The following is a 24,175-nucleotide window of genomic DNA, read 5'->3' as shown; positions in this document are numbered from 1 at the left end:
GCCCGCTTCCTTGAGGCGCACGGCCTCTTCCACCGCGATCTCGTCGAAGGGGTTCATGGAGAACTTCACATTCTGGGTCTCCACACCCGAACCATCCGACTTGACCCGAATCTTGACGTTGTAGTCGATCACCCGCTTGATCGCGACCAACACCTTCATGGTTTTCTCATCCTCTAATCAATGCCCGTCAGGCGCCGGGCGGGCGCAAGCGCCCTTGGCTCCCGCCGCAGAAGCGGCGCGGCCCCTTGGGCCTAGCCGAGCCCCTTGCGGGGCTCGGCCTTGGCTCAGGAGAAGGCCTGGATGCCGGTCATGGCGCGGCCCAGGATCAGGGCATGGACGTCGTGGGCACCTTCATAGGTGTTGACGGTCTCCAGGTTCACCATGTGACGGATGACATGGAACTCTTCCGAGATGCCATTGCCGCCGTGCATGTCGCGCGCCATGCGGGCGATGTCGAGCGCCTTGCCGCAATTGTTGCGCTTGATCAGCGACACGGCTTCCGGCGCCCAGGTGTGGTCGTCCATCATGCGCCCGACACGCACGCAGGCCTGCAGGCCCAGGGTGATCTCGGTCATCATATTGGCCAGCTTGAGCTGGGGGATCTGGTTGGCGGCGAGCGGGCGGCCGAACTGCTTGCGGTCCAGCATGTACTGCCGCGCCGCGTGCCAGCAGAACTCGGCCGCACCGATGACGCCCCAGGCGATGCCGTAGCGGGCCTTGTTGAGGCAGCCGAACGGGCCGCCCAGGCCAGAAGCGTTGGGCATCAGGGCGTCGTCGGGAACGAAGGCCTCGTCCAGCACGATCTCGCCGGTGATGGAGGCGCGCAAGCTGAGCTTGCCCTCGATCTTGGGCGTGGAAAAGCCCTTGGTACCGCGCTCGACGATGAAGCCCTTGATCTTGCCCTCATGGGCGTCGGACTTGGCCCAGACGATGGCGATGTCCGAGATGGGCGAATTGGTGATCCACATCTTGGAGCCGGTCAGCACATAGCCGCCGTCCACCTTCTTGGCACGCGTGCGCATGCCACCCGGATCGGAACCGGCATCGGGTTCGGTCAGGCCGAAACAGCCGATGATCTCGCCCGTGGCCAGGCGGGGCAGATACTTCTTCTTCTGCTCCTCGGTGCCGTAGCTGAAGATGGGATGCATCACCAGCGACGACTGCACGCTCATGGCCGAGCGATAGCCGGAATCCACCCGTTCCACTTCGCGCGAAATCAGGCCATAGGCCACATGGTTGACGCCGGGACCGCCGTATTCCTCGGGGATGGTCGGGCCCAACAGGCCCATCTCGCCCATCTCGTTCATGATCTCGCGGTCGAAGCTTTCATCGCGGAACGCCTTCATCACGCGCGGCTGGAGCTTCTCCTGGCAATAGGCATGCGCCGAGTCGCGGATCAGCTTCTCGTCCTCGCTGAGCTGGTCTTCCAGGAGGAAGGGGTCGTCCCACTTGAAATTCTGCACGGTATGTCTCCCACACGATGATGAATGGCACTTGGGGCACCATGCCTGATCCGAGCCATCATGAGAAAAATATCTTTTCTATGGAGGCTATAACAAATCATTATATGTGTGAGTTTGGCGATACCGTCATCCCGACTTGCCCCACTTGATCCCGGATAGCGCTGACGCGCTTCCGGGATGACGAAACGAAAAAACGCCACCATGGACATCCGGCAACTGCGCTATTTCCTCGGCATTATCGAACACGGCTCGCTGACCAAGGCGGCCGAGGCGCTGCGCGTGGCCCAACCGGCGCTCAGTCTCCACCTGAAAAAGCTGGAGGAGGAGTTCGGCTGTCCCCTGGTACATCGCACGGCGCGGGGCGTGATCCCGACCGAAAGCGGCATGCGCCTTGCTGTGCGGGCCGGGGTGCTGGTGGAGCGCATGGCCAATCTCAAGGACGAGATCAGAGGGCTGGAAGCCGCCCCCGCCGGTCCGGCGGTGATCGGCATCCCCACCTCGCTGGGCCCCGTCCTGACCGTTCCTTTGGCCCTGGCGGTGCGCCGCCGCCATCCCTCCATCCATCTGCGGGTGGTCGAAGGCCTGTCGGGCCACATGCTGGAATGGGTGCTGTCGGGCTCGGTGGATATGGCGCTGGTCTTCGGCTCGGAGCATCCGCCCGGCCTCGCCCCTCGCTTCATCGCCCGCGAGCGTCTGGCCCTGGTGGGCCCCAAGGGCGATACCCTGCTGCAGGGCCGCCACGACATCAACCTGACCAGCGTGCTGATGCTGCCGCTGATCCTTCCCGGCCGTCCCCACGGCGTGCGGGCCGAGGTGGAACGCGCCGCCCGCACCTTAGGGGCCGAGCCCCGCGTGGTGATCGAGATCGACGCCCTGGACCAGATCAAGTCGCTGGTGGCCGCCGGGGCCGGCTATACCGTGCTGTCGGAACGCTATGCCCGCTTCGGGCCGGAGGCCGCCAATCTGGACGCGGTGGCCATCGTCAATCCGGAAATCGAGCGGATCATCTCTCTGGCCCATGCTTCCGACCGGCCCCTGTCCATCGCGGCACGAGCAGTGCACGCCATCGCCATCGAACACCTGGACAGACTGACCACCGACGGCCGCTGGAACTGATACGCACAATCGCATTGTGAGTATCACTTCGTAATGCAATCACGTAAACTGACTGCGCATTCTGCTTCCGGTGAAGCCCCCGTCGGTGTTAGGCTCCGCCGTTTCCGCGGCAAAGAGAGGGCAAGTCCCCGCGCCCGTGGATGATACCGGAGAGCGTGAGGAGCTGTTCATGACCGCTGCCGTTCAGGCCAAGCCGCAATCGCGGCTTTTGTTGTCGGGTAACGATGCCATCGCCCGGGGCGTGTGGGAGGCTGGCGCCAGAGTGGCCGCCGCCTATCCTGGCACCCCGTCCACCGAGATCTTAGAGAGCCTGTCGCTCTATCCCGACCTTTACGCCGAGTGGTCGGTGAACGAGAAGGTGGCCATGGAAGTGGCCATCGGCGGCTCCATGTCGGGCGCCCGCTCGTTCTGTGCCATGAAGCATGTGGGCCTGAACGTCGCCTCCGACGCCTTCATGACGGTGACCGTGGCCGGTGTGATCGGCGGGTTGGTGATCGCCGTGGCCGACGATGTGGGCATGTCGTCCTCCCAGAACGAGCAGGATTCGCGCTTTTGGGGCCGCTTCGCCCATGTGCCGGTGCTCGAGCCCGCCGATTCCCAGGAAGCCTATGAGATGGCCAAGTATGCCTTCGAACTGTCGGAGGCCTATAACACCCCGGTCATTTTGCGCCTCACCACCCGCGTCTGCCATGTCAAGGCGGTGGTCCAGGTGGGCGAGAAGGTCGCCCACGCCATCGGCGGTTTCAAGTCCGACGCGCGGCGCTGGGTGATGACGCCCGCCAATGCCAAGGGCCTGCTTCCCGCCCAGATCGCCCGCGAGGGCAAGCTGCAGGCGCTGGCCGAGGCCTCGCCGCTGAATTTCCTCGATGACGGCAAGGACAAGCGGGTGGGTTTCGTCACCTCCGGCCCCGCCTTCATGCATGTGCGCGAAAGCTTCCCCGACGCCCCCGTGCTGAAGTTGGGCTTCACCTATCCGGTGCCCCTGGCTTTGGTGGAGAAGCTGGCGGGCCAGGTGGAGCATCTGGTGGTGGTCGAAGAGACCGAGCCGCTGATGGAGCGCGAACTCAAGGCCGCCGGATTGCAAAAGATCCATGGCAAGGATTTGCTGCCCCGCCTGGGCGAGCTGACCCCCAATGTGCTGATCCCCGCCATCAAGACCTTCCTGGGCGAGCCGGTGCCGCCCGCCACCACCTATCCGAAATTCGACCCCTTCCCCCGGCCGCCGACCATGTGCGCCGCCTGTCCCCATATGGGCGTCTACTACTCGCTGGCCCGTATGCGCAAAAACGTCCAGATTTCGGGCGATATCGGCTGCTATACGCTCGGCGCCGGTCATCCCTGGAACGCGCTGGACAGCACCATCTCCATGGGCGCCTCCATGGGCATCGCTCTCGGCATGGACAAGGCCCGTTCGGAAGAGACCAAGGACAAGGCCGTGGTCGCCGTCATCGGCGATTCCACCTTCCTGCACATGGGCATGCAGGGCCTGCTGGACATCGTCTATAACCGGGGCAACGTCACCGTCCTGATTCTGGACAACCGCACCACCGGCATGACCGGCGGCCAGAACCATGCCGGAACCGGCAAGGGCCTGAAGGGCGACGACACGCCCCGCGTGGACTTCACCAAGCTGGTCGAGGCGCTGGGCGTCAATCCCGAGCGCATCAAGAAGATCGACCCCTACCAGCTGCCCGTGGTGTTCAAGACCATCAAGCAGGAAACCGCCATCCCCGAGGTCTCGGTGATCATCACCGACCGGCCCTGCGTCTTGTCCGAGTTCTACTCCAAGATCGAACCCTACAAGGTGGTGGACGAGGATTGCACCGGCTGCGGCAACTGCATCAATGTGGGCTGTCCGGCCATCACGGTGAAGCGTTCGGAATCCAAGGTCCGCCCCGACGGCAAGGTCAACGAGCTGAAATTCACCACCATCGACACCGCCATGTGCACCGGCTGCAACATGTGCGTCGAATCCTGCGGCCCCAAGGCCATCGTCAAGGCCAAGCCCGCCGTGGCGGCTGAGTGAAGGACACAATCATGAGCGATGTAATCACGAACATTCTCGTGTGCGGCACCGGTGGCCAAGGCGTCATGACCGCCGCCGAGATCCTGTCCCAGGCGGCCATCGCGCGCGGCCTGGACTGCAAGAAGTCGGAAGTGGCGGGCATGGCCCAGCGCGGCGGCGTGGTCACCAGCCATGTCCGGTTCGGCAAGCGCGTCTGGTCGCCGGTCATCACGCCCGGCACCGCCGACATCCTGGTCGCCTTCGAAGTGGCGGAAGGATCGCGCTGGGCCGATATGCTGCGCCCCGGCGGCGTGGCCATGGTCAACACCATCCGCCTGGTTCCGCCGGTGGTCTCGGCCGGACTCTTCAAGTACCCGGACGACCCGGTGGCCCAGATGCGGGCGGCGGGCGTCACCGTCTATGATTTCGACGCAGGCGCCATTGCCCGCGAATTGGGCGATCTGCGCCTGATCAACACCATCATGCTGGGCGCCATCGCCGATTACCTGCCCTTCCCGGCGGGCGAGCTGGAAGAGCAGATCGTCGGGCGCTTCCGCGAGAAGAAGCCCGCCATGGTCGAGGTCAACCAGAAGGCGTTTGCCGCTGGCCGCGATGCCGCCGAAAGCGCCAAGACCAAGACTTCCGCCGCTTAAGTATTTATCGCCCTTTGGCATTCTCACCGGGTTCTGTTAGCCTCAACGAACCGGTGAGAATGTCTTATCCAGGGGAATGATCGGATGTCTGCTTCGGTGGATCTGAGTGCGCTGAAAGTGCTGGTCATCGATGACCAGGAATTCGTCCGGACCATCGTCAAGAAGATGCTGCAACAGATCGGCATCGGCATGGTGGTCGAGGCGCATGACGGCAATTCCGGCTTGGAAGTCGCCGAGTTGGAAAAGCCCGATGTGGTGATCTGCGACGTTCAGATGCGCCCCATGGACGGCTTCGGCTTCGTCAAGCTGCTGCGCTCGATCCCCTTCGGCAAGTCCCTGCCGGTGGTGATGCTGACCGCCCATACCGACGCCGCCACGGTGGGCCGCGCCAAGGAACTGAACGTCGATGCCTTCCTGGCCAAGCCGGTCCTGCCGCCCGCGCTCAAGGAAAAAATCATCAAGGTGATGACGGATTCCAAGGGCTGACCGCCCGGAAGGGCATCAGCCCTTCACGGTCAGAATCTCGTTTCCCTTAATACAACCCGCCCGCCGAGGGTGCCGGTCCGGTCGGGGCCTGCTGGACCGGCTGAGCGGCGGGAATGGTGCCGTCGGGGCCGGGCGTGCCGGGCGGCGCGGTGAGTTGCACGCCGCTGGCGCCTTCTTCCGCGCCCAGGAAGGGCGCGAAGCTAAAGCCCGCATCGATATTGCCGGATCCTTCCAGCACGTCTTCCTCGTCGCCGGGCATGCGGTCAGAGCCCTTGAAGGCCTCATAGATGGCCTTGGCATCGCCGGGCAGAGCGGGCTTGCCGGTATGGGCGTTGACGCGCACCAGCCGCACGCCGGAGGGCACGCGGAAGGGTGTCGGCGGCTTGTCCTTCAGGGCTTCCATCATGAAGTCGCGGAAGATGGGCGCCGCGATGGAGCCGCCGGTTTCCTTTGCCCCCAAAGTGCCTGGCTCGTCGAAGCCCACGAACACGCCCACCGCCAGATCGGGCGAGAAGCCCACGAACCACACATCGTTGGAATCGTTGGAGGTGCCGGTCTTGCCCGCCAGGGGCTTGCCCACCGCCTTCACCGAGGTGCCGGTGCCGCGCTGGACCACGCCTTCTAAGATGCTGACCATCTGATAGGCGGAAACGGGATCCACGATCTGTTCGCGGATATCGGGCAGAACCGGCATGTCCTGGCCGGTGAAGCGGTTGGCCGAGCAACCGTCGCAGAAGCGCAGGTCATGGCTGAAGATGGTCTTGCCGTTGCGGTCCTGAATACGGTCGATCAGGGTGGGACGCACCTTCTTGCCGCCATTGACCAGCATGGCATAGGCGGCGGTGAGCCGCAGCGGCGTGGTCTCGCCCGCGCCCAGGGCCATGGACAACTGGCGCGGCAGATTGTCGTAGATACCAAAGCGTCCGGCGTAATCGGCCACCTTGTCCATGCCCAGCGCCTGGGCGAGGCGCACGGTCATCAGATTGCGCGACTTCTCGATGCCGACCCGCAGGGTGGTCGGCCCCAGATAGTCGTCGTGATAGTTCTTGGGACGCCACAACGGCAGGCCCGGCCCCTGGGGCAGGGCGATGGGCGCGTCGAGAACCAGCGACGACGGCGTATAGCCGCTTTCCAGCGCAGCCAGATAGATGAAGGGCTTGAAGGACGAGCCGGTCTGGCGCATGGCCTGGGAGGCGCGGTTGAACTGGCTCTTGCCGTAGGACCAGCCGCCCACCATGGCCAGGACGCGGCCCGTATGGGGATCGATGGCCACCAGGGCGCCTTCCACCTTTGGAATCTGGCGAAGCGTGAAGAAGTTGGCGGGATAGGGCTTGCCATCCTCGCCCTTGGCCACCGGCTCCACCAGGATCACGTCGCCCAGCGCCAAGGCGTCGGCGGGCTTGCGCGGGAAAGGCCCGGCAGAGGACTTCTCCAGGGTGGGGCGCGCCCATTTCATCTCGGCGAAGGGAACATGGCCCACCTTGCCGCCCACCAGACCCAACGTGGCCTCATGGTCGTTCAGCGCCAGCACAACGGCCGTTTGCCAGGACTCTTCGGCCCCGCCTGGACGCGGAACGGCGGCCAGCAGCGGCCCCCAACCGGCGGCGGCGGGAATGCGGGTGATGGGACCGCGCCAGCCGTGGCGGCGGTCGTAAGATGCCAGACCCTGGCGCAACACCTTGGACCCCACCGCCTGAAGCTTGGCATCCATGGAGGCGCGCACCACCAGCCCGCCCTTCCACAGCGCCGATTCACCGTATTTGGCCTGCAACTCGCGGCGGATATCCTCGGCGAAATAGTCACCACCCTGGGTCGCCTGCATCTCCTTGCGGGTGCGGACCTCCAGCGGCATGGCGACCATGGCCTGATACTCGGCCTGAGTGATCTTGCCGTCCTCGAACAGACGCCCGATCACCCAGTCCCGGCGCTCCTTGGCGGCTTCGGGATGGCGATGGGGGTTGTAGTTGTTGGGCGCCTTGGGCAGGGCGGCGAGATAGGCGGCCTCGGCCACGTTCAACTCGTCCAGGCCCTTGTCGAAATAATTGAGCGCGGCGGCCGCCACGCCATAGGCGCCGCTGCCGAGATAGATCTCGTTGAGGTAAAGCTCGAGGATATGGTCCTTGGAGAAGGTGCGCTCGATGCGCAGCGCCAGAATGGCTTCCTTGACCTTGCGCTCGATGGAGACTTCGTTGGTCAGCAGGAAGTTTTTCGCCACCTGCTGGGTGATGGTCGAAGCGCCAACGGGCCGCCGGTCGGCACCCTTGCCCCGATTCTTCAGATTGACCAGGATAGCGCGGGCGATACCCACCGGGTCGATACCGGCATGGGTATAGAAATTCTTGTCCTCGGCCGAGAGGAAGGCGTCCTTCACCAATTGGGGAATGACCGGCAGCGGCACGAAGACCCGCTTTTCCACCGCATATTCCGCCACCAGACGTCCGTCGCCGCCATAGACGCGGGTGGTGATGGGCGGCTCGTAATGGGCCAGCTGGTGATAGTCCGGCAGGCCGCGTCCGAAATGCCAGAAGACGAACAGGACCCCGCCCGCGCCGACGATGGCCAGCAGGATCAACAGACTGAACAGTCCCAGAAAGAAACGGTACATGGCGGCGGTGCCTTGCGGTTTGGGCTGGTGGTACCGCCTTGCGGCCTCCGGCGTCAAGTGCGGGGAAGATGCAGGCGTTAGAAACGTCTGTCCATCATCCATTCAGCAGGCGTGCCATCTCCGCCTACGGCTTACGCGACTCCGCCTTGATGGGTTCGGGGCAATCGATGCGGCTGGTGCCCACCAGGGCGGTTTTCATGCCCTTGGGCAGCGAGCGGATGACCTCTTCCGCCGCCTTGGCCAGTTCCGGCCGGGTGGGCGGCGGTCCGTCGGTGATCACCAGATGATTGCCCGGCCCCGAGCGCAAATTGTAGTCGGTCCAGCGGTAGACCATCATCCAGCAGGCGGGCACGATGCGGGGACAGGTGAGACAGGGCACGGTGGGCTTGGTCTCGGCCTGGGCAGCGGCAGCCCAAACGGTCAGCGCCAAGATGAGGAGGGCGGGAAGCCGCATGCCTTAAGGCCGCTTGGCCTTGAGATTGGGCGGGAAGAAACGCTCCACCGCCTTGGCGATGGATTTGGCCAGACGGGCGCGGTATTGCGGCTGGCGCAACATCTTCTCCTCGGATTCGTTGGAGAGATAACCCATCTCCACCAGAACCGCCGGAACATCGGGCGCCTTCAGCACGGCGAAACCGGCGAAGCGATGGGTATTGCCCAGCAGATCCATCTCCTGGCCCACCTCATCCACCAGTTCGGTGGCAAAGCCCGCCGAACGGTTCATGGTCTCGCGCTGGGCCAGATCGATGAGGATATTGGCCACGTCGGCGGATTCGTGGGTGAGATCGATTCCGGCGATGAGATCGGCCTTGTTTTCCTTTTCCGCCAGGGCCTGCGCCTCGGCGTCCGAGGCGTTGCGCGACAGGGTATAGACCGACAGGCCCCGGATCTGCGGGCTTTGCACCGCATCGGCATGAAGTGAGATGAACAGATCGGCACCCTGGGCCCGCGCGATGGCGATACGTTCCCTCAGGCGGATGAACACGTCGCGGTCACGGGTCAGATGAACCCGATAGCGCCCGTTGTGCTCCAACATGGCCTTCAGTTCGCGGGCCATGGCCAGGGTAATGTGCTTCTCATAGGTGCCCGACACGCCGGTGGCACCGGGATCGACGCCGCCATGACCGGGATCGATGACAATCACCGGCACGCCGTCCTTGGCCCTGGCGACGCTCTCCATGGCCGGGGCTGAAGATTGCACCGCCTGCTGCGGAGGCGGCGCGGCAGGAACGGGCGTGGGCGCGGGAGGCTGAGGCGCGGCCACGGGCTGCGGCGGCGCGGGCCGCTCGGGCGGCGGCGGCATGGGCGAGGACAGCATGGGCGTGCCCAGGGGCGTGCGCGCCCCCTTCTCAGCCAGCGGCTTGTCAGCCAGTTGGGGGCGCTCCACCGGAAGGGGCGCCTGCATGGAAGGAGGCGGCACCAGGGTCACCGGCTCGGAAGGCGGGGCAAGAGCCTCGGCGGGCGCATTGGGGCTGTTCACCACGATGCGGTTGGCACCAGGGCGGGCCGCCTCGGACGGAGAGGATGGGGCCACGGCCTCGGGCAGATGGAACTCCTCCACCGGCTTAGGGGCCTCGGGCAATGGAGCGGCCTTGGCCGGAGCCGGTGCAGGTACCGGTGCCGATGCCTTGGCTGGCAGCTTCGGGACCGGCGCCTTGGCGGCCAGCCCGGCATTGGACCCGGCTGCCGCCATGAAGGCTTCGCGCGTGGTGTCGGCCAGGTCCACCACCAGGCGATGGCCCATGCCGTCGCGCGGAGCGATGATGAAGGCGCTTTTGACCAGGGCGGGCTTCCTGAGATCCAGCACGATCCGCCCGCCCTCCAGATGAAGGGAATTGACCGAGCCCCAGGGCTTGGAAATACCCGGTGTGCCGTTAAACTCGGTTCCGGTCAGATCGATGGCGATGCGGTAGGGATCATTCAGGGGCGTGATCTTGAAGCCCACCTGATCGGAAAGATCGAGGACGAAACGGGTGACACCCTCGCCATGGACGCCGAGACGCGCACCCGACGCCGTCGCCGCCAGACTTGCGGGGGGGCCGCCCAGCCCTCCCAGCACGACCAGGGCCATCAGCGCCGACCAGAAACGCGGTCTTGTCCTCATCTGCCTCATCGCCAAGGGGCCAGTCAGGGAATCTCGAGAGACAGCTATACCGCAGACGCGGACTCAAGCTCAACCCAAAACGCATTGATTCGGCAGACTCTTCTATTCGATTTTCCCTCTGTGTGGATGGGTTGCAACAAGATCGTTGTCGAATGGACGGAGCAAGGCTATTTTGACTGCCCATGAGCTCGTACGATCCGATAGTCCGTTCCAGGACGATGGCGTCACGGTGGTTCGCAATGATTGCGAACCCTGAGGCACGCCATGGCTCGGACCGCGATGCCAGACTAGAATTCGAAGCCGGGCGGATTCGCCCGCGATCAGGTTCCCGCCGAATGAGGCCCGCATCCGCACACGGACGCGAGGTCGTTTTCCGAGGCGCCGCTGGTTCCAGCGGCAAGCTGATTGGTCGCGCGTGCCTAAGCGCCGGCTTCGCTGGATCAGACAACCGCTCGCATGCGCTTAGCGCGTCGCGGGCGGCGCCACGGAGAGATCGCCTTAATGGTCAAACGTATGTTGATCGACGCCACCCACCCGGAAGAGACCCGGGTCGTGGTCGTCAATGGAACCCGCCTGGAAGAACTGGATGTTGAGACATCCACCAAGCGGCAGCTGAAGGGTAACATTTATCTGGCCAAGGTGGTGAGGGTCGAACCCTCGCTCCAGGCTGCCTTCGTCGAATACGGGGGCAACCGCCACGGCTTTTTGGCCTTCAGCGAAATCCACCCCGACTATTTCCAGATTCCGGTGGCCGACCGCCAGGCGCTGCTGGCCGCCCAGCGCGCCGAGGTGATGCGCGAAGCCACCAACGACCGCGATGACGCCGAACCGGTGGGCGAAGGCCATCTGGCCGCCGAAGCAGTGGCGGAACAGACCGACGGTTCCACCGTCGAGGACGCCCCTTCCGAAACCGGCGAGAATGGCGAAAACGGCGAGAATGGGGAGAGCGGTTCCGATAATGGCCGCTCCCAGCGCAAGCGCAACGTGGAGACCGTCGGCGGCGACGACGACGTGGAAAACGAGCGTCGCCGGGCCCGCTTGCTGCGCAATTACAAGATCCAGGAAGTGATCAAGCGCCGCCAGATCATGCTGGTCCAGGTGGTCAAGGAGGAGCGCGGCAACAAGGGCGCCGCACTCACCACCTATCTCTCCCTGGCTGGCCGCTATTGCGTTCTGATGCCCAACACCGCCCGCGGTGGTGGGGTCTCGCGCAAGATCGTCTCCGCCACCGACCGCCGCCGTCTCAAGTCCATCGCCAACGAGATGGATATTCCCGATGGCATGGCGGTGATCATCCGCACCGCTGGCTCCGAGCGCTCCAAGACCGAGATCAAGCGCGACTACGAATATCTGCTGCGCATGTGGGACAGCGTGCGCGAACTGACGCTGAAGTCCAGCGCGCCCGCCCTGGTCTATGAAGAGGCCAGCCTGATCAAGCGCTCGATCCGCGACCTTTATTCCCGCGACATCGACGAAGTGCTGGTGGACGGCGACGAGGGCTATCGTCTGGCCAAGGACTATATGCGCATGCTGACTCCGTCGCATGCCAAGAAGGTCCAGCCCTACAAGGACCCGGTGATGCCCATGTTCCACCGCTATCAGGTGGAAGCCCAGTTGGACGCCATGCATTCGCCGGTGGTCCAGCTGAAGTCGGGCGGCTATATCGTCATCAGCCAGACCGAGGCTCTGGTCGCCATCGACGTCAATTCGGGCCGCGCCACCAAGGAGCGCCACATCGAGGAGACGGCGCTTAAGACCAATATGGAGGCCGCCGACGAAGTGGCCCGCCAGTTGCGCTTGCGCGATCTGGCCGGCCTCATCGTCATCGACTTCATCGACATGGAAGAGAACCGCAACAACCATGCGGTTGAACGTCGCCTGAAGGAAGCGCTGAAGAATGATCGCGCCCGCATCCAGGTGGGCAAGATCAGCGCCTTCGGCCTGCTGGAACTGTCGCGCCAGCGGCTGCGCCCCAGCTTGCAGGAAACCACCTTCAGCCCCTGCCCCCATTGCGGCGGCACCGGTCTGGTGCGTTCGGTGGAATCGGCCGCCGTGCACATCCTGCGCGCCATCGAGGAAGAGGGCATCCGGCGGCGCTCCTCCGAGGTCACCGTCTATGTGTCGTCGGCCATCGCGCTTTACATCCTCAATCAGAAGCGCTCGGCGCTGGCCGCCATCGAGGAGCGCTATGAGTTCGACGTGTTCCTGTCGGGCGACGACACGCTGATTCCGCCCGCCTTCCGCATGGACAAGGTCAAGGCCGAGTTCCGACCCGACGAACCGGCGCGCACCGCCATCTCCATGGATGACGCCGTCCACCGTCCGCCCGCCGAGCCCGAGGCCGACGAGGCCGAGCCGGAAGACGAGGAAGAGGTGGAGGCCCGGCCCGAGCGCGCTCCCCGCGCCAGGGACGAACGCCCCAGGGAAGACCGGGGCGAGGAAGACCCGGACAGCGAGGCCGGACGCAAGCGCCGCCGCCGCCGCCGCCGCCGCCGCAAGCCCGGTGACGACCGTCCCGAACAGGCCGAGGGCGAAGGCGGTTCCGAGGAGGAGCTGCCCCCCACTGAGGGCGAAAGCGAAGCCGAGGACGACGAGGCCGAGGGCGAAGGCGAAGGCACCCGCACCGAGGGTGGCGACGATGATCAGCCGCGCAAGCGCCGCCGTGGCCGCCGTGGCGGCCGCCGTCGGCGTCGGCGTGAGGGCGAAGGCGAGGGCGAGGCCGGTGAAGGCGGCGAGACCGCCGAGGCTGGCAGCGGTGAAACCGCCGAGAGCCTGAGCGACACCCCGGCCGCCGAAGGCGAAACCGCGCCGCAGGAATCAGCCGAAGGCGAAGCCGCCTCCGCCGAGGAGGCCGCTCCCGCCGCCGAGGTGGAAAAGCCCAAGCGCAAGCGTGCGCCCGCCAAGAAGAAGGCCGAGGGCAAGACCGAGGAGGCTGCCCCCGAGGAGGCGGCCGCCACCGAGGAAAAGCCCAAGCGCAAGCGCGCCCCGGCCAAGAAGAAGGTGGACGCCAAGGCCGAAGCTGAACCCGAAGCCGTTTCGGAGCCCGCACCCGAGCCGGTGCGCGCGCCCGAGCCGGAAGTGGTTGCCGAGGAACCGGCTGCTCCCGCGCGTGAGCCGGAGCCGGTGGCCGTGGCGCAAGCGCCAGCCGCCGCCGCGCCCCAGCCCGAGGCCGAGCCCCTGGCTCCCGCCAAGCCGCCGCGCAAGGGGTGGTGGAACCGTTTGATGTCCTGATCCAGCTTGGGCGGCTCCCGGTCAAGGCCGGGGGCCGCCCATGTCTTTACTGAAGGTACCCGCCGCGCATGAGGACCTTTCGTCCACTCATCGCCGCCCTGGTCCTGCTTGTAGCCGCCACGACAGCGGCGGCGGCCCCCCCCTTTCTGACGAATCAGAGCGAACAGAACCTGTCCTTTGCCGTCACCCGTAACGGCGGCTATATCGGCTACCATAATTTCGTCTTCCGCCCCCGCAAGGGCGGATTCGAAGTGCTGGTCGAGGCGGATATCCGCGTCAATTTCATGCTCATACCCTTTTTCATCTTCGAGCAGCGGGGCGTCGAGATCTGGGAAAACGGCCATCTCCAATCCATGGATTACACCACCAATGACGACGGCATCCGCCACAGGGTCAGGGCCGAAGCGTCGGGTGGCGCAATCAGGGTTTGGGTGGACGATAAGCCGCCCGCCAGCCATCCCCGGATGTTTCCCGGCTCGCTGTGGTACCCTTTGTCGCCCAGCACCACCATGATGCTGGACCCAGGCGATGGTAAACCGACGCCGTTGAAGGTCCAGTCCCTGGGGGAGGAGACCATCATGGTGCGCGGCAAGACGACCCATACCACGCGATGGCTGTGGGATGACGGCCTTCGCCGGGAATTGTGGTACGATTCCGAGCAGGCCCTGGTCCAGGTCTGGATCAAGGGAGATGACGGATCGGACATCTACTACGTGCTCAAGTGAGGTCGCGGGGCTCATGCGCATATTGCTGGTCGAAGATAATGACCGTCTGGCCGAGTTCATCTCGGGGGCGCTGAAAAGCGCAGGCTTCGTCCCAGACGTGTTCGGCAACAAGGCCGATGCCATCGCCGCCTTCGAGTCCGCCACCTATCAGGCCGCCATCCTTGATCTCGGCCTGCCCGACGGCGACGGCCTGGACATCATCCGCGCCCAGCGGGCAAAATCCGCCCCCTGCCCCATGATGGTGCTGACCGCCCGCGACGGCGTCAGCGACCGGGTCTCGGGCCTCAATGCCGGTGCCGACGACTACCTGCTGAAGCCCTTCGCCATGGAGGAGCTCATTGCCCGGCTGCGGGCCATTCTGCGTCGGCCGGGCGCGGCCTTGTCGGTGGAATTGTCCTTGAGCAATCTCACCTTCGACACAACGGGGCGGGAGGTGCGGGTCGATGGCACCCTGATCTCCATGCCGCGCCGCGAGATGGAAATGCTGGAACATCTGCTGCGCCGCGCGGGCAAAGTGGTGTCCAAGCGCTCTTTGGAAGAAGGACTTTACGGTTTCGACGACGACGTCACGCCCAATTCGGTCGAGGTGCTGGTGTCGCGTCTGCGCAAACGCCTGCAACAGACGGGCGCGCGCCTGACCGTCCATACTTTGCGCGGCATCGGATACATGCTGGCGGACGGCGCTCCTTGATCCGCCAGCCACCGGCCATCCTGTGGCGCATCGTCTTCCGCCTGTCGCTGACCACCCTGGTCGCCATCGTCCTGGCCTATTCCTGGTTATGGTGGAAATACCATTCGGTCACCGAGGTGATGCGCGACCAGTTGCTCAGCGAATTCGTCAGTTCGGTCGCCGTCAATCTGCGGGCCACGCCCGACGGCTCCGTCGCCGTCAACATGTCGGAAGCGACTCTGGCCTATTACGCCAACACCACGGACAACGATTTCCGCTTCTCCATCCGCGATGCTGGCACGGGAACCATCCTGAAAGTGGTGGGGGGCGATGTGGGAGAGCCCCCAAAGGAGGCTATCCGAGCCCTGACCCTCTACCAGTACAACCCCGACGGTCCCGGCCCCATGCGCATGTTCGGTGCCGCCATGCCCAGCATGGTCGGCGACCGCAAGGTGGTCGTCCAGGTGGAGGAAAGCGGTCGCGATTTCGAAGCCATTACCCAGGAACTGGTGCGGAAATTCGCCACGGAAGGCGGCTGGCTGGGGGCACCTTTCCTACTGGCCATGCTGCTGGTCAGTCTGGTGACCATCCGCAACTCGCTGCTGCCGCTCCAGCGCCTGTCCGAACAGGCCGCTGGCATCGGCCCCAGCAGTACCGACATCCGTTTGCCGGAAGCCGGCGTCCCGCGCGAGATCATGCCGCTGGTCAAAGCCATCAACAGCGCCCTGGACCGTATTGAGGCAGGATTCCGCATCCAGCGCGATTTCACCGCCGATGCCGCCCACGAATTGCGCACTCCCTTGGCGGTGCTGCGGGCCCATGTGGAGACCCTTCCCGACCCGGCCACCCGCGACGCCCTGGTGCGCGACCTGGAGTCCATGACCCGCCTGATCGCCCAGTTGCTGACGGTTGCCCGCGCCGAGGCCCTGACCGTCGCCATGGACGAGCAGGCCGATCTCAACGCCATCGCCGTGGACGTGGGGACGTTTCTGGCGCCCATGGCGCTCAAGCAGCACCGCATGATCGAGGTCATCGAGTCTCCCTCTCCATGTTTGATCACCGCCAATGCCGAGGCGGTGTTCAATGCGCTGCGCAATCTTGTGGAGAACGCCCTGACCCACACCCCCGCCGACAGCACCGTCAGCGTACGGGTCGAAAACCCGGCCATCCTGCGGGTCGAGGATCGCGGGCCCGGCATTCCCGCCCAATTGCGTGACCGCATCTTCCAGCGCTTCTGGCGGGCCGAACGGCGCAAGAGCGGATCGGGCCTGGGCCTGGCCATCGTGCGCGAGATCATGATGGCCCATTCGGGACGGGTGGAGGTGGAGGACCGCCCCGGCGGCGGCGCGATCTTTTCCCTGATTTTCCCCGATCAGGGCGCCCAGCGGCGATAGGCAAGGGCTCCCAGGATACAGGCCATGCCGCCCGTGGCCACGGTGGCCTGCGGCCCCAGATGGCCCGAGGCAACCCCCGCCAGCAGCGAGCCCAAAGGCGTCGCCGCCATGAAGGTCATGGAATACAGCGCCATGGTCCGAGCCCTGAAGGCATCGGGCACCAGGGTCTGGACCAGCGTCTGGGACGCGGTGTTGTGGGCCACCAGGGCCATGCCCGCCAGGGCCAGCAGCCCCATGGACAAAAGCGTCAGCGATGACATGGAAAATGCCACCAGGGCAAAGCCGAAACCGCACAGGCCCCAGGCCACCCGCCCGCGCGACGCGCCCTGCGCAGGCCCCGCCACGGCCAGCGAGGCGAGCAGGGCACCGGCTCCCGCACCGCTCATCAGCAGGCCTAGGGTCTCCGGCCCGCCGCCCAGGACACGGTCGGCGAAGACCGGCATCAGCACGGAAAACGACATCCCCATCAGCCCCGACAGCCCCAGCATGGCCATCAGGGCCAGAATGGGGCCATGTCCGGCCACGAAGACCAGACCATCGCGGATACGGGCCAGCATGCTCTCGCCGGCAGGCGCGCCCGCGCCCTGCTTCGGCTCGGGCATCACGGCCAAGGCGGCGAGTACGCCGAGAAAGCTGAGGGCGTTGATCGCGAAGCACCACCCCTCGCCCAGGCCCGCCACCAGGGAACCGGCCAATGCCGGAGCCACCAGACGCGCTCCGTTGAAGATGGAGGCATCCAGCGCCACCGCATTGCCCAAATCCTCCTTACCCACCAGATCCACGGTGAAGGCCTGGCGGGCGGGAATGTCCACCGCGTTGATGATGCCGAAGACCACCGCCAGGGCCAGCACGTGCCAGACCTCGACCCATCCCGCCAGGGTCAGCACGGCCAGCGCCGCCGCCTGCATCAAAAAGATCCCCTGGGTGAGAAGGATCAGGCGGCGGCGCGGCATGCGGTCGGCCACGGCACCGCCCAGCAATCCGAAGACGAATACCGGAATCTGTCCCACGAAGGCCACCAGCCCCAGCATTTCGGCCGAACCGGTCAGGCGGTAGACAAGCCAGCTTTGCCCCACCATCTGCATCCAGGACCCCATCAGCGACACCGCCTGGCCGCAGAAGAACAAGCGATAGCCGGGATGGCGCAAGGCGCGCCCCCAGCTTTGCCCCTTGGGGTTTGAATCCGTGTCGGTCATGACGGTCATCATGGCATCGTATGGCGATTAGGACTATCCTGAGGGTAGAGCAAGGGAGGCCGCGATGGCACGAATCGTGGTCCTGGGCAGCATCGCCCGCGACGACGTCATCCATCTGGATCAACGCCTGCGGGAAGGAACCCATCTTCAGGGAAGCCCTCCCGCAACCCGCCTGGGCGGCGGCGGCGCCAATGCCGCCATCGCGCTGTCCCATGCCGGACACGAGGTCTCGTTGGTTGCTGCGGTCGGGACCGATTCCCTGGCCGACGAATTGTTGGCCGAACTGTCCCGATACGGCGTGGATGTCGGCCCGGTGACCCGCCTTTCCGGCTCCAGCACCCATTCTCTGGTCCTGCTTGACCCCGAGGGTGAGCGGACCATCGTCAACCTGACACGGGCGCGGGAAACCCGGCCACCCCGGCGCCTGCTGGATCTGGCGGCCGATTGCGTTTACGTGCGCTCCCACGGCCAGGATCTGGAAAAATTGCTGCGGACCAAATCCGCCCTATGCCCGATCATCGCCCAGATTCAGCCCCTGCACGAAGGCAGGCTTCCGGTCCAGGTGCTGGTCGGCTCCCATGGGGATCTCGATCCGGACATCCTGTCCAATCCTCTGGCGGCGGGACGGGCCCTGGCTGGCGATACCCTGCGCTGGGTGGTCATCACCCATGGTGCCGAGGGGGCCGAGGCTTTCAGTGTCCATGGCGAACGGCTGCGGGCCACGGCACCCGACGTGGATGTGGTGGACACCACCGGGGCGGGCGATGCTTTTGCAGCGGGCCTCGCCCACGCCCTGTCCCTGGGAATGGAGATGGATCACGCCCTGCCCCTGGCCGTACGCTGGGGATCGGCCAAGGTGACCCGCAAGGGGTCGTTCCTTGACCGCGATTGCGTCCGCGAAATCCTCAGAGAATGGACTGCCCGGTCTTCGCCCAATCGGCCATGAAGGCGGCCAGGCCCTTGTCGGTCAGGGGATGCTGGACCATCTGCCGCAACACCGAGGCCGGCATGGTGACCACATGGGCGCCCAGGCGCGCCGCCTCGGTCACATGCATGGGATGGCGGATGGACGCGGCCAGCACCTCGGTGCGGAATGCCGGATATTCCCGGTAGATGGACACGATGTCGGCGATCAGGTCCATGCCGTCCTGACCGATATCGTCCAGACGCCCGACGAAGGGCGAGATGAAGGCGGCACCGGCCTTGGCGGCCAGGATGGCCTGATTGGCGGAAAAGCACAGGGTGACATTGACCTTGACACCATCATCGGCCAGGACCTTGCAGGTCTTGAGCCCGGCCAGGGTCAAGGGCACCTTCACCGCCACATTGGGGCGAAGGGCCGCCAGCTTGCGGCCCTCGGCCAGCATGGTGTCGAAATCGGTGGCGGCCACTTCGGCCGAGATGGGGCCGGGGACGATGTCGCAAATCTCGGCGATCACATCGAGAATCTTGCGGCCCGACTTGGCGATCAGCGACGGATTGGTGGTGACGCCATCCACCAGACCGGTGGCGGCAAGCTCGCGGATCTCCGCGACTTCGGCGGTATCGATAAAGAACTTCATGGAATAAGGCCCCTGCATTGGCGTTTGCGGGGCACAGACTAGCAGCCCGAGGCGTGCCGTCAATCGGCGGCGCGCTTCAAAACCTCGGTGATGGTCACCGCCAGATGATCCTCGACCACCACCACCTCGGCGCGGCAGACCCTCTTGCGGTTGACATAGAGATCGACGGGATCGTTGACCTTGCGGTCCAGTTCCACCACGGCGCCGCGGCCCAGTTTCAGGAGTTGGGCGATGGGAAGATTGGCGGTTCCCAGCACGGCCGACAGTTCCACCGAGACGTCATAGACCGCCTCGCGGTTATCTCCGATACCCAGGGCTGCGTTGATCGCGTCGTCGTCGGCCATGTCGATTCATCCTTTTGGCCCAGGATACGCGGGCCTTCACAATATATAGCATATCCGGCATTTCCGAACATCCGGTTAACCGGATGCCCGACGCTTTGTGCATTGGAGACGGTTGCGATTTCCAAGGCCCTGCCGCTATGATCCGCCCCGGGCAGAGGACGGGCGCATGAGCACTGAAATTTACTCCTGCCGGGAAGGGCAGGAACTCAAGCAGGGCAAGCTGGACTATTCCGATATCGACGATCGCGAAACCGCGGAAATCGATGCCAAGCGGCGCTGCAAGCTGGACCCCACCATAAAAAAGGTGGCCTATTACAAGGTGGCCGCCGATGGCGAGTTCCGCCTGTTCTTTTCCTACACCAATCCCAATTGCAAGCCGGTCCCCAAGGCGAAACCGGTGAGCATCGCTTCCACCGCCCGCAAGGCGGCCCCAAAGAAGAAGCCTGAACCCAAGCCGGGTCTGTTCGCGCGGCTCAAGAAATCGATCGGCCTGTCGTGAAACTGGAACTTCTGCACTGCCATCCGCCCCGGGGTCCCGCCGCCCAGCGCCCCGCCCTGCTGTTCGTCCACGGCTCCTATTGCGGCGCCTGGGTTTGGGCCGAGCATTTCATGCCGTTCTTCGCCCATCGCGGCTGGTCCAGCCATGCGGTGTCGCTGCGCGGCCACGGCGGCAGCGAGGGCGGCTTCAATTACGCCTCGATGGCCGATTACGTCGCCGATATCCGTTCGGCCATGGATCACATCGGCGGAGAGGTCATCTTAGTCGGCCATTCCATGGGCGGACTTCTGGTCCAGCACTGCCTGACCGGCGACGAACGGGTCCAAGGCGCCGTGCTGCTGGCCAGCGTTCCGCCATCGGGCCTGATGTCGTCGGCCCTGCATCTGTCGTTGTTCTCACCCGATGTCTGCCTTCAGTTCGGCTTGCTGCAGGCGCTGGGGCCGACAGTGGTGAAGGGCGACGTCATCCGCCGCGCCTTCTTCTCCGACGCCACGCCGGACGACGTCCTGGACCGCCTTTTGCCCCTGTTGCAAAAGGAATCACACCGCATCTGCGTCGAACTGCTCAATCCAACCCGCCCGCGCCTTCCCCTGGGCGAGCATCGTCCCGAAATCCTGGTCATGGGCGGCGACCGGGACGTGCTGGTCCCGGCTTCGGCTCTGCGGGAAACCGCCACCTATTTCGACGCCGAGCTTTCGCTGCTGAGCGGAGCGCCCCACGGACTGATGCTCGACGATTGCTGGTGGCAGCCAGCGGCGGAACGCATACTGTCCTGGCTGGAATCCCGGTTCTGAGCGTCAGGTTGCCGCAAGCTTTGCTTCCGGACCGCCAAAAACGTCGGAAATAGAGCAAAGGTATTGCCCCCCAATTCGCAGGAAACTACTTTTGGCGAATGCCGGACGGCACCATCCCGCCTTGAATTTTATCCACATGCCATTGGCCCGAAGACCGGCGGGAACATATTGCGGCGCTGCGATAACGCTTCCCTTCGGGGGCCCACAAGGCTATGATTAACGTTGGATTAATCTAGGTTTCGTGTACCCAGGCTTCAATCATGGCATTGAGCACCAAACAGGTCGGATCGGCAGCGGCGGCGTCAAGTGTGGCGGCGGCGACTGCGCGTGTCGGCACGGGCGGGCGCAATGTGGCATCCTCCACCCGCCCCGATGTGGAACGGCTGGATTATGCCCAGCATATGGGTCTGAACGAGGAATCCATCCTCCGGTTCCAGCAGGAAAGCGGCGTCAATCCCGACGGCAGCCGTCGCCAGCGCGAGGGCAAGGGCGGCTTCGCGCCCCAGACCTCGCTTCGGATTTTCGAGTACGGCACCGATAACTCGGAAGATGGCAGCGACCCCACCTCGTCGAAGATTTTCCTGAACGACGTCCTGCGCGGCGTCGGGACCTATGAACAGAACATCCGCATCACGTCTCCCGGCTCCGTCAAGCCGGGCAGCGTGATGAACTATCTGTTCTGACCTTCCCCTGAATTTCCGGCCTTGGCCATAGCGGCATTCCGGATGGAATCGGCGCCTCTGGCACCTGTGCCGACAAAATTTCTTTACTCCACATAAGGTGTTTACTGTAGGCCTGCATCTTGTCACGGAATATTGGCCTCTCCATATTGTGGACGTCTGCATATGGATTCCCTTCACGGGGACTTCACACCTAGGACAATTTAAATTACGGTTAAGAACGCCCGCACGTATTGTTTGGAGGGGGGAGTGCGAAGGTGGGCGATTACGTTTCGCGTATCGCAACAAATTTCTCTTATCCCGGCTACTTCCGATTGACGCGCTGGCTGTTCAAAGCTGCCCGTTCAGGAAGACCTAATGTCATTCTCTAGATGAGGAATGAAAAATGAAAAGACTCACACGGTTGGTTGGTCTAGGCGCCGTTGCGGCCCTGGCGGCTTGTGCGACGCCGTCGGATGTCACGGATGTGCAAACCATCCTCGGATCCAAGGCATCGTCCGGCTCGGCCTTTACCCAGGCGCTGTTCCAGGAATATCAGGCCTATACCCAGTCCCAGGTCCTGAAGGAAGTGGAATGGGTCGATGCCTCCTCCACCGCCCGTAAGGGTCTGATGGCTGGCAATGGCGAGGCCGTATTGCCCGATGAGATCGGCCAGCGCGCGGTTCCGGCTTCGGCACTGCCCGAACTGACCGCCGCCCGGGCCCGCCTGATGGGCTATTTCCAGGGCGGCGCCACCCAGCGGGTTCCCGCCGCCGCCGCCAAGGCGCAGGTGGCCTTCGACTGCTGGCTCGAGCAGGCGGCGGAAGGCTATGCCGCAAGCCCCTGCCGCACCACCTTCCTGACCCACGAGCCCATCCTGAAGAAGGCCGTCGGGACGACTGAGGTCGCCGCCGATACCCGCCGCAGCTTCACGATCAACTTCGACCTCGGCTCGGCGAAACTGTCGCCCCAGGCGCTGCAGACCCTGAAGGAGGCCGCGGCCGCCCAGGCGCAAATGCATGCCCCCCTGGTTTCGGTGGCGGGCTATACCGATACCTTGGGCGCCGCCGATGCCAATTTGCGGCTGTCGCGTCAGCGGGCCGACGCCGTGACGGCGGAACTGGTCAAGTTGGGCGTCAATCCCGCCATCATCTCGGAAAACGCTCTGGGCGAGACCAAGCTGGCCGTCGCCACCGGCGACAACAAGGCCGAGGCCAAGAACCGCCGCGTCGAAATCACCCTGGCGGGTCCGACCTGGGCGCATGGCCGTTACGGCGGATATGCCTACGGCGATCACGGCCACGGCTGGGGCGGCTATTACGGGCATAACGGCTTTGCCGTGTTCTTCCTCCCCGGCTCCAGCCGGTTGGGCTCTGCCGATATCGCCCGCCTCAAGCAGGTCGTCGCCGCCCAGAAGACTCTGAAGCCCAAAACGGTCACCGTCGTCGGCTTCACCGATCAGACCGGCTCGGCCGCGACCAATGCCCGTCTGTCGAACGAACGCGCCCAGGCGGTCGCCGCCGAGATCGCCAAGCTGGGCGGCAGCACCACCTCCGTCGAAGCCCGTCCTGGCGAAGTCTGGGGCGGCGCCTATGACGGACGCGCGCGGCGCGTCGAGATTCTGTTCGGCTACTGATGAACCCCCTCGGCGATGCCGGAGGAAAATTCCGGCATCGCCCATCGGAAAATGAGATGTGGGAGCAAATACGATGAATAAGTCCCGTATCACCACGGTGATCGCCTGCCTATTGCCCGCCCTGGGCGGTTGCTCTGGCATTTACTACGCCAGTGAGGCCAAGCCGACCAATCTGGTGCCCCCGGCCGAGACACGCTATGTGGCGCCCGCCGGAACGTATCAGAACGACCTGACCGCCCTGGTCGGCACCTTCGCCGTCTACAACAAGGCCGACCAGACCCTGCAGGTTCTCGAACCCGTAGCCAACCCCTACGACCCGCGCACCCGCCCCGTGGTAGAGACCGTCAAGCAGACCCTCTACAGCTCCGTCGTCGACCAGTCCATTCAGACCGACATTCCGCTGATCAATGCGGCCCTGAAGGATGCGGCGGGCGAGACCCTCGACGTCACCATCACCGACGAAGCCCATGCCATGGTGCCCAACTACTCGGTGGACGTTCTGAGCTATATCGGCAGCCGCTATCGTCCGACCAATCAGAACGAGGAAATCGTCTATGTGGCCGAAGCCTGGCAGCGCCGTTTCAACGCCGCCTTGCTGACCGCCAAGGAGCATAGCGCCTGGACCGCCAATACCGGTGTCGTGGTCTATAACAACAAGACCTACACCCGGACCGAGGCCTTCAAGGACGCCAGCTACCTGACGGTATCCGTGGTGCCCTATTCCAAGATCCAGGCCGCCAAACCCGGCACGGCTCTCGAAGCCCTGCCGGTGTCGGCGATCTCCACCATCAAGCCGCAGATGCTCGATCCCTATGCCTATACCTGGCATCGTGATGGCTGGGGCGGATATGGCTACGGTTACGGTGGTTATGGGTATGGTTACGGCCATGGTCATGGCCCCGCCAAGACCAAGCCCAAGGCCAAATAGGCGCGGGCCTCAATAACCAATCGGAGCGGGTAGGCAACTACCCGCTCTTTTTTTGACCACAGGCCCAAACCGTACCACCGCGCAGGTTGTTGCGATGCGGCATGA

At 64.6% G+C, this 24,175-nt stretch carries 21 protein-coding genes and 1 pseudogene; 14 read left to right on the top strand and 8 right to left on the bottom strand.

The features are described 5' to 3' along the window. A pseudogene (locus tag CCC_RS00405) lies at positions 1-159 on the bottom strand (electron transfer flavoprotein subunit beta/FixA family protein); the annotation flags it as partial. A gap of 125 nt (positions 160-284) precedes the next feature. Beyond that, on the bottom strand, positions 285-1,463 hold the full coding sequence (locus CCC_RS00400) for an acyl-CoA dehydrogenase (protein WP_041039123.1): 1,179 nt from the start codon (positions 1,461-1,463) through the stop codon (positions 285-287). A gap of 177 nt (positions 1,464-1,640) precedes the next feature. Between CCC_RS00400 and CCC_RS00395 the strand changes: the two genes are divergently transcribed. The 4 genes from CCC_RS00395 (at position 1,641) to CCC_RS00380 (ending at position 5,723) form a co-directional block, all read left to right on the top strand. Beyond that, positions 1,641-2,579, top strand: a complete 939-nt coding sequence (locus CCC_RS00395) for a LysR family transcriptional regulator (protein ID WP_236686254.1) — start codon at positions 1,641-1,643, stop codon at positions 2,577-2,579. A 169-nt stretch (positions 2,580-2,748) separates the two neighbouring features. Next, the gene (locus tag CCC_RS00390; protein ID WP_041039144.1) at positions 2,749-4,605 is read left to right on the top strand and encodes a thiamine pyrophosphate-dependent enzyme; all 1,857 of its coding nucleotides are present in this window, start codon (positions 2,749-2,751) and stop codon (positions 4,603-4,605) included. Positions 4,606-4,616: 11 nt separating this feature from the next. Next, positions 4,617-5,237, top strand: a complete 621-nt coding sequence (locus CCC_RS00385) for an indolepyruvate oxidoreductase subunit beta (protein WP_041039121.1) — start codon at positions 4,617-4,619, stop codon at positions 5,235-5,237. Positions 5,238-5,321: 84 nt separating this feature from the next. Next, positions 5,322-5,723: a response regulator gene (locus tag CCC_RS00380; RefSeq protein WP_041039119.1), complete on the top strand. Its 402-nt coding sequence runs from the start codon at positions 5,322-5,324 to the stop codon at positions 5,721-5,723. A gap of 46 nt (positions 5,724-5,769) precedes the next feature. Here CCC_RS00380 and CCC_RS00375 read toward each other — a convergent pair whose 3' ends face one another. The 3 genes from CCC_RS00375 to CCC_RS00365 form a co-directional block, all read right to left on the bottom strand. Beyond that, a complete protein-coding gene (locus CCC_RS00375) occupies positions 5,770-8,328 on the bottom strand; it encodes a penicillin-binding protein 1A (protein WP_041039115.1) in 2,559 nt (852 codons plus the stop codon). Positions 8,329-8,452: 124 nt separating this feature from the next. Then, positions 8,453-8,782 carry a hypothetical protein gene (locus tag CCC_RS00370; protein ID WP_009869157.1) on the bottom strand — a complete coding sequence of 110 codons (330 nt, stop codon included), beginning with the start codon at positions 8,780-8,782 and terminating at the stop codon, positions 8,453-8,455. Between the two features lie 3 nt (positions 8,783-8,785). After that, positions 8,786-10,432 (bottom strand): N-acetylmuramoyl-L-alanine amidase, encoded by a 1,647-nt coding sequence (locus tag CCC_RS00365; RefSeq protein WP_236686253.1) that lies wholly within the window; start codon positions 10,430-10,432, stop codon positions 8,786-8,788. 501 nt (positions 10,433-10,933) lie between these two features. Here CCC_RS00365 and CCC_RS00360 point away from each other — a divergent pair. The 4 genes from CCC_RS00360 to CCC_RS00345 all read left to right on the top strand — a co-directional run bounded on the left by CCC_RS00360 (position 10,934) and on the right by CCC_RS00345 (position 16,452). Beyond that, a complete protein-coding gene (locus CCC_RS00360; RefSeq protein ID WP_041039112.1) occupies positions 10,934-13,663 on the top strand; it encodes an Rne/Rng family ribonuclease in 2,730 nt (909 codons plus the stop codon). 68 nt (positions 13,664-13,731) lie between these two features. Next, positions 13,732-14,388 (top strand): DUF6134 family protein, encoded by a 657-nt coding sequence (locus CCC_RS00355; protein WP_009869152.1) that lies wholly within the window; start codon positions 13,732-13,734, stop codon positions 14,386-14,388. Positions 14,389-14,401: 13 nt separating this feature from the next. Next, the gene (locus CCC_RS00350; protein WP_009869151.1) at positions 14,402-15,079 is read left to right on the top strand and encodes a response regulator; all 678 of its coding nucleotides are present in this window, start codon (positions 14,402-14,404) and stop codon (positions 15,077-15,079) included. Next, a complete protein-coding gene (locus CCC_RS00345; protein WP_009869150.1) occupies positions 15,076-16,452 on the top strand; it encodes a sensor histidine kinase in 1,377 nt (458 codons plus the stop codon). The genes CCC_RS00350 and CCC_RS00345 overlap by 4 nt, the downstream gene beginning before the upstream one ends. Here the strand turns inward: CCC_RS00345 and CCC_RS00340 are convergent. Further along, on the bottom strand, positions 16,431-17,648 hold the full coding sequence (locus tag CCC_RS00340; RefSeq protein ID WP_236686252.1) for an MFS transporter: 1,218 nt from the start codon (positions 17,646-17,648) through the stop codon (positions 16,431-16,433). The genes CCC_RS00345 and CCC_RS00340 overlap by 22 nt on opposite strands. A gap of 64 nt (positions 17,649-17,712) precedes the next feature. On the opposite strand from CCC_RS00340, the gene CCC_RS00335 reads away from it, so the two are divergent. Next, positions 17,713-18,594, top strand: a complete 882-nt coding sequence (locus tag CCC_RS00335; RefSeq protein WP_052472839.1) for a carbohydrate kinase family protein — start codon at positions 17,713-17,715, stop codon at positions 18,592-18,594. On the opposite strand, the gene fsa is transcribed toward CCC_RS00335, so the two are convergent. Then, the gene (gene fsa / locus CCC_RS00330) at positions 18,554-19,210 is read right to left on the bottom strand and encodes a fructose-6-phosphate aldolase (RefSeq protein WP_041039102.1); all 657 of its coding nucleotides are present in this window, start codon (positions 19,208-19,210) and stop codon (positions 18,554-18,556) included. The genes CCC_RS00335 and fsa overlap by 41 nt on opposite strands. 59 nt (positions 19,211-19,269) lie before the next feature. Then, positions 19,270-19,554 (bottom strand): flagellar motor switch protein FliN, encoded by a 285-nt coding sequence (gene fliN / locus CCC_RS00325; protein WP_009867419.1) that lies wholly within the window; start codon positions 19,552-19,554, stop codon positions 19,270-19,272. 166 nt (positions 19,555-19,720) lie between these two features. Between fliN and CCC_RS00320 the strand changes: the two genes are divergently transcribed. From CCC_RS00320 to CCC_RS00300, 5 genes are all read left to right on the top strand, one after another. Next, complete coding sequence (locus CCC_RS00320) at positions 19,721-20,053, top strand: hypothetical protein (protein ID WP_009867418.1); 333 nt, start codon at positions 19,721-19,723, stop codon at positions 20,051-20,053. Further along, the gene (locus tag CCC_RS00315) at positions 20,050-20,847 is read left to right on the top strand and encodes an alpha/beta hydrolase (RefSeq protein ID WP_052472838.1); all 798 of its coding nucleotides are present in this window, start codon (positions 20,050-20,052) and stop codon (positions 20,845-20,847) included. Before CCC_RS00320 ends, CCC_RS00315 begins: the two co-directional genes overlap by 4 nt. A gap of 260 nt (positions 20,848-21,107) precedes the next feature. Further along, on the top strand, positions 21,108-21,530 hold the full coding sequence (locus tag CCC_RS00310; RefSeq protein WP_041039100.1) for a hypothetical protein: 423 nt from the start codon (positions 21,108-21,110) through the stop codon (positions 21,528-21,530). Between the two features lie 382 nt (positions 21,531-21,912). Next, entirely contained in the window at positions 21,913-23,142 is a 1,230-nt protein-coding gene (locus CCC_RS00305; RefSeq protein WP_041039098.1) for an OmpA family protein, read from the top strand. A gap of 73 nt (positions 23,143-23,215) precedes the next feature. After that, positions 23,216-24,070 (top strand): hypothetical protein, encoded by an 855-nt coding sequence (locus CCC_RS00300; RefSeq protein ID WP_041039095.1) that lies wholly within the window; start codon positions 23,216-23,218, stop codon positions 24,068-24,070. Positions 24,071-24,175 lie beyond the last annotated feature (105 nt).

This window comes from Paramagnetospirillum magnetotacticum MS-1 (assembly GCF_000829825.1).
GTDB classification, from domain to species: domain Bacteria; phylum Pseudomonadota; class Alphaproteobacteria; order Rhodospirillales; family Magnetospirillaceae; genus Phaeospirillum; species Phaeospirillum magnetotacticum.
This window is presented reverse-complemented; position numbering and strand designations above follow the sequence as displayed.